A 5,529-nucleotide genomic window follows, 5' to 3' on the forward strand; every position below is an offset into this window, starting at 1 on the left:
GAGCTCGGTCCCGGGGATCCTCTAGAGTCCATAGATCATCTTTTAAGGTCGGGCCAAGGTGAGAGTGATCATCCATCGAGATGAGGAGCTATCGCGATGATTCGGAAAATTCACCAACTTTGCACACACCTAGATGAGGTGCGACTTACGGCTCTCCTCGATTAGATATGAAACGAAGGCGGAGCAGGCTACCAACATGTACTTCGCCAAGGCTTGGTCTGCATCAGCGGCATCGATCCCGCCGTGTCTGATTCCGTCGCTATCGGACGCGTAACCGTACATCTTCGACCATGCCGCCTTCAACGCTGGGTGGATAGTTAGCCCGGCGGCTTCTAGCTGCGACAGACCCGCTCCAAGGGTGGACTCGCCTGTCACCTTCCTGACGACGGCTTCCACGCTAGAAATGGACTCCTTAATCGAGTTCGGGTAATCAGGATTTTGCCGATCCGCGAGACGTTCGATCGCTCGGTCAAGAGCGTGGCGAGCGCCCGCGATGTTGGAGACAGCCGACTGGGCCGTGGCAACCGCGTCGGCCTCGATAGTCGAGTCGACGGGGGTCAGCTCTCTTCCGATGAAACGGTAGCCAACAATGTACGTCTCAAATCTATCGTTGAGTGCCTCTGCAACGGCTTCCCAATGGCCGCCCGTCAAATGCGTCTCAAACTTGTGCAGGTACTTCACGATGGCTTCGAGCAGGTCTAGGACGTCGTACCACTCGCCTTGAAGCACGTGCGCCTTCATGGCTTGCCACACTTGGCCGAAGCTCTTCATCTCGTCTCGTGGGTTCTTGAATTCCCACGTCCAAACGGCATCGATGAGACGGCGCTGCGTCTCATCAGGGACGAAAGTTTCGCGATCCGCGTTATCGAGCATGCTTCGGATGACGACGAGTACGTTCCAAAGCTCCACGCGCGTGTCCGTGTCAAGGCTCTGGGACTGTACGACCGATCTGGCCTGACGGTGACCCATGCGCTCAGCAAAAGATGCCATGTGATGACCGTATACGCGACGGTTTCATCCGCGCACTCGCTGCGCTGATTCCTTGACTCCATCGTCCAACTGCTGGTCTGGCCTCCAAAACTTACGTTGCGCCCGAGGACTCGCCATGAGTAGCCCTGGAGCCGAACACCATCCCTCTGGCTATCCTGGCCAGATGTCGAACGCGTCGCTTGAACTTTTAGTCCGAGACTTGGTTAATACGGCCGGCCTCGTCCCGCCTTCGGGGATCCTCGAACCCGCGCTTGTCGGAGCAGCAACCATCGAGCCTGAAGAGCCCGTAGGGCTTCTGGCTCTCGCGCTCGACCTCTTGGTCGAAGCGGACGTCATCACGGTGGGGCAGGCGCCTGACGCTAGCGGTGGCCTTTACCGGGCATATTGGTCCTCGACTGTCGGCGTCGACGAACTCGTGGCGGCGGTGCGAGCGGAGTATGCGAGCCTGCCCGATGAGGGCGACTCCGATTTTCTTAGTGCGGACGATCCGCGATCTCTGGCTCACCACATTCGCCTAGCTTTGCGTGACGCCGGGGCCATTTCCTACGTCTACCTTGATCCAGACGGTGTGGAGCAAGTTTGGGTGCGTCGTTAGGGCGGGGCTCACCCCTGGGTGCGGGGATCGCGGACGTCGGCTTACCGAACTTTGCGTTCTTCATCCGCAAGCTCTGAGTCGAGTGCAACCACGGGGCTCTCCACAACCTCGCGAGGTCCGTTACCAGATTGTAACAACGCCCTACGCGGGAAGCCCCCTTGCCATTGCGCGCAACTGGAAGACCACATAGCACAAGAATCGCGGTTGCAGTTGTCGTCGTGAAGAGTGCGCAAGTCTGCAGTAATGCGGCCGATCGTCAACTACGTCGTACCCGGCGGTAGACTACGAGGGCAGAGAAAAACCCCCGAGGCCTAACGAACCTGAACGCGGGGGCTTCTCTTCCGTCAGTCAAAGGAGACTGACTGGCTCCTCGGCCGGGGCCGTCGTTCAGTTGGCGCTGGGCGGCGGTCCCGTGGAGCGAGGCGGTCTAGACCGCCTTTACAGACCATGCTACGTCAAATCTGACGTGCCGTCTGCAATACGACGTGCAATAACGGGCGCAATACTCGGCGCGATACGGTGCGCGATAGATGCTCAGCTCTCCCACGACGTGCCCGAGGACATCACGCCGCAGATAGATTTTCGCACCTAGCTCGTCGTGGAGAGCCGCGCCGACCACACCGGCGAGAAGATCATCGTTACCCGTGCAAGGTGGGATCGTAGGGTGCGACCCCGATGAAGTTGGCCGCGATGATTCGATGCACGCTGGCGGATGACAATCCGGTGAGCTTCGCAATCTCCCGCATCGAGTTGCCCTTCTCTCGGTACTTGAGCACCTCGCGCACGTTCGCCTCTGTCGTGGCCGTTCTTGGGCGTCCTGCGACCTGCTCACCGTCCTTTGCGCGTGCCGCTCGCGCCGCCCTGGCCTCTGCCACACGTTCGGCGTTCATCGCTCGCTCCCACTCCGCCATATGCGTCATGATCGCGCGCATGAGCTTGCCTGTTGCGCCGCTAAAGTCTTCGCCCTTCTTCAGGCTGTGTACTTCGATGCCGCGCTCTTCAAGATCGGCAATGGTGCTCAGCACGTGCAACGCTGTGCGTCCCAATCGATCCATGGAGGCCACGGTGATCGAGTCGCCGGGGCGCACTCGGGAGAGAAGATCGTCAAGGCCGGGGCGAGACTGGCGCGCTCCGCTGATCTTGTCGCTGAAGATGTCAGCAGCGTCGATCCCTGCGCCCGTGAGTGCATCCATCTGCCGGTCATTGGTCTGTGCCGACGTGCTGACTCGGGCGTAGCCGAAGCTCTTCGAAGTGGTCATGTCTCAACTGTAAACCGTACGGAAGATTTGAGACAAGTCGCAGAGACGATTTCTGAGACAAGATTTCGTATGCTCGCCGGTCGGAAACGGTACCGGTGAAGCGGTGTCTCAAAATCATGGATTTGAGACGGCAAGAGAGTGCCCCCGCTCGCGCGACGTGGAGGCGACAGAGCGAGGGCGGTCCCGCTGGAGCAAGGCATAAGCCCAGCGGAAGGTTAGGAGGAGAGGAATCCGCGAGCGACGAGGCCAAGCTCTGCCACGAGTACGCGCACTCGTTTGATTGCCTGTTGATCCTCCGCATCCGTGAGCGCGGGTTCTCTGATGACGGGTTCGAGTTCTCTGAAGAATCGAAGGATGCGGGCGGTGAGGCCGGGGATGTCACTTTGCGACGGCATCTAGGCTCACCTCTAGCAAATTCGCCCACAACACAACTCTTCGGACTGCCTCTCGATCTGACTCGCTGAGGGGCAGTTCGAGAACCTTCGCCAAGTCTGCGGAGAGGGTGCGAGCGTGGTGCCGGTAGTGGGATGCAAAGAAGGGATCAGTGAGCACGACGCGCAGCCACCCATCGGGAGAGGACTGCTCTTGCGGTGGCGATGGCATTTCGTTCGTGCTGATCCGTCGTGAGGGGCCACACCGCTGCAAGAGCGATGATGCCGGAGATGAGTTCATCCAGGGTTGGGCGCTCGATGTCGCTCATACCTTGTCACCAGGTAGGTATCCGAGACTGCGTGAGGTCATCCGAGGGCCGAAGGTCTCATCGGCCTTAGCGACTGCGAGCCGGCGTTCGATGGGGTCCGAAATCTCGCGCGCGGCTTCGACCGCTTTGACGTGTGCCAGACCGCGAGAGGCATCGTCGCCGGGTGCATTCCACCAGAGAACGTCCTCAGGGCACTGGCCACGCCGAAACGTCACCTGTCCATAACGGGCTACCTGCGCGCCCTCGTCATCCACAAGGTCAAGCCAACTGTTGCCGTTACGGTCGAGGCTCGCTTCGATGATTTCTTTCGTCACCTCGACTGTCGCGCCTCGTTGCACCGGCACACCGTAGTCGGGCGATACCGCCACGCTCATGGCCGACAGGAAGTGAATCAGGTCACCTGGCTGAAGGTCTGTCTTGGTCATGCTTGCTCCTTAATGTTCGCGGCCAGTGCGTCTGCCAGGTCCGAGAGTGATTCGTGTTCCCGGAGGAGTGTGAGCACGTGCTCAGCATCCTCCGCGGAGTTGAGCGCGATTCGCTGGATGACGGTCACCAGATCGGTTGCGCCCCTGTAGAGGCTCGCTGAAGCCGTTTCGTCGATGCCGGTGCGCTCGATGAGGGTCGTCAGCACACTAAGTTCGGCTGATTGCGCTCGTGCCCTCGTCGCGGGGGTACCAGAGATGGCTGCGAGCTTTCGGGCATGACGTGCATCGTCTGCAAGGTCCAGGAGTCGGGCGATGACTGAGGCCGGATCGATGGAATCCAGGCCTGCAACTCGCGATATAGCGTCCTTTCGGGCGACTGACCATCTTGAGATTGCGCTTTCGCTCACGCCATATCGACGGGCGATATCCGATCCGCGCACGCCGGCAGCAATAGCCTGTTCGATGGCCTCGCGTTGCGGATGAGTGCCGATGCTTGACGGTCGTCCCATAGTAGTTTCCTTGGAATTTAGGGGCAGGGAGACTGGAAACTTTGAGGAGTAACGTGCCGGTCACGGCCCGCCAGTCTCCCTGCCTTAGTAACTACTATCGACCACACGTCTCCCGAAATGCGTGCTTTTTCGGAACTTTTTGCAAAGAGTTTCTAGTACGGCAGTTCTACGGTGTTAATGCGCGCTTCTCGATCTCCTGCAACGCTATTAGCGCGATAATTCGATCCCTGGCCTGGTCCCGTGTCGGTATCCTCCAGTTCGACAGGATGGGAAGTTCTAGTTTTTCCTCTAGCTGGATTCCGAACTTGAACTGGCTCGGCTGCGCTGGCAATGTCCTCATTAACCTGTCCCGTCTCAAGGTCTAGCTCTAGGTCGACGTACTCTCGCCGCATTGCGTAGATGGTGGGACGTGAAGAATTTCTTCTCAATGAGGTCGATGCAATCTGTGCCGAGAATGATATCCCCTTAACCGATCCGTACTCCGTCGCCATGGGCAACGCCGACAGCAAGGGTGTTTCCGATCCTGAACGTAGCATCCGCCTCGCAGCGGAGTACGCCCTCGAAATCTGGAATCCGGAAGTGTACCGGAGCATCCAGCAGAGGGCACGTGAGGCGGGGAGGAAGAGCAAGAAATATACTCTGGCGGATCACCTGGCGACCGCACATCTAAACGTCACCGCAGCGGCCCGCACACTAGGACTGTGGTCGTCAAGACTGCCCTGTGCGCCGATGAGGGCAACCCTGCGGCTCCACGGGGTCACGAGGAATGTGTACGGGCCTCAGGGGGCGTTGTGCGGTCTCTGAGCGGGGCATGCGGGTCTCATCGTCTGTGTGCCGTCGCTGTCGGGCGACGTGATGCTCAGCCGGGCGCGGACGATGAGAGAACCGACGCAACCCGACTGAGCATCACACCGTGGAGGTGCGGTCCGACATCCACTACCACTACTTATCGCGCAAACTGGTGGGGCGTATAGCGGCAGGCACGCGGGTCATATGTCTTAAGGGTGATTCGTACTTGGTCGGACTCTAGAGGATCCCCGGGACCGAGCTC

6 protein-coding genes are annotated in these 5,529 nt (G+C 59.5%); 2 read left to right on the top strand and 4 right to left on the bottom strand.

The window, feature by feature from the left end; translation table 11 throughout:
• Positions 1–129: 129 nt before the first annotated feature.
• Positions 130–990 (bottom strand): AbiJ-NTD4 domain-containing protein, encoded by an 861-nt coding sequence (locus tag I5I_RS07180; RefSeq protein WP_036318138.1) that lies wholly within the window; start codon positions 988–990, stop codon positions 130–132.
• Between the two features lie 163 nt (positions 991–1,153).
• Here I5I_RS07180 and I5I_RS16815 point away from each other — a divergent pair, with 163 nt between their 5' ends.
• A complete protein-coding gene (locus I5I_RS16815; RefSeq protein WP_148285507.1) occupies positions 1,154–1,585 on the top strand; it encodes a hypothetical protein in 432 nt (143 codons plus the stop codon).
• Positions 1,586–2,223: 638 nt separating this feature from the next.
• Here the strand turns inward: I5I_RS16815 and I5I_RS07190 are convergent.
• The 3 genes from I5I_RS07190 to I5I_RS16345 all read right to left on the bottom strand — a co-directional run bounded on the left by I5I_RS07190 (position 2,224) and on the right by I5I_RS16345 (position 4,478).
• Positions 2,224–2,844, bottom strand: coding sequence for a recombinase family protein (locus tag I5I_RS07190; RefSeq protein ID WP_051039529.1), 621 nt, complete (start codon positions 2,842–2,844; stop codon positions 2,224–2,226).
• A 696-nt stretch (positions 2,845–3,540) separates the two neighbouring features.
• Positions 3,541–3,969: a hypothetical protein gene (locus I5I_RS07195; RefSeq protein ID WP_036318140.1), complete on the bottom strand. Its 429-nt coding sequence runs from the start codon at positions 3,967–3,969 to the stop codon at positions 3,541–3,543.
• On the bottom strand, positions 3,966–4,478 hold the full coding sequence (locus I5I_RS16345) for a transposase (protein WP_083867967.1): 513 nt from the start codon (positions 4,476–4,478) through the stop codon (positions 3,966–3,968). The genes I5I_RS07195 and I5I_RS16345 overlap by 4 nt, the downstream gene beginning before the upstream one ends.
• A 399-nt stretch (positions 4,479–4,877) precedes the next feature.
• Between I5I_RS16345 and I5I_RS16820 the strand changes: the two genes are divergently transcribed.
• On the top strand, positions 4,878–5,282 hold the full coding sequence (locus I5I_RS16820) for a hypothetical protein (protein ID WP_148285508.1): 405 nt from the start codon (positions 4,878–4,880) through the stop codon (positions 5,280–5,282).
• The last annotated feature ends 247 nt before the right edge of the window (positions 5,283–5,529 follow it).

This window comes from Microbacterium sp. B24 (genome assembly GCF_000333415.1).
GTDB lineage: Bacteria > Actinomycetota > Actinomycetes > Actinomycetales > Microbacteriaceae > Microbacterium.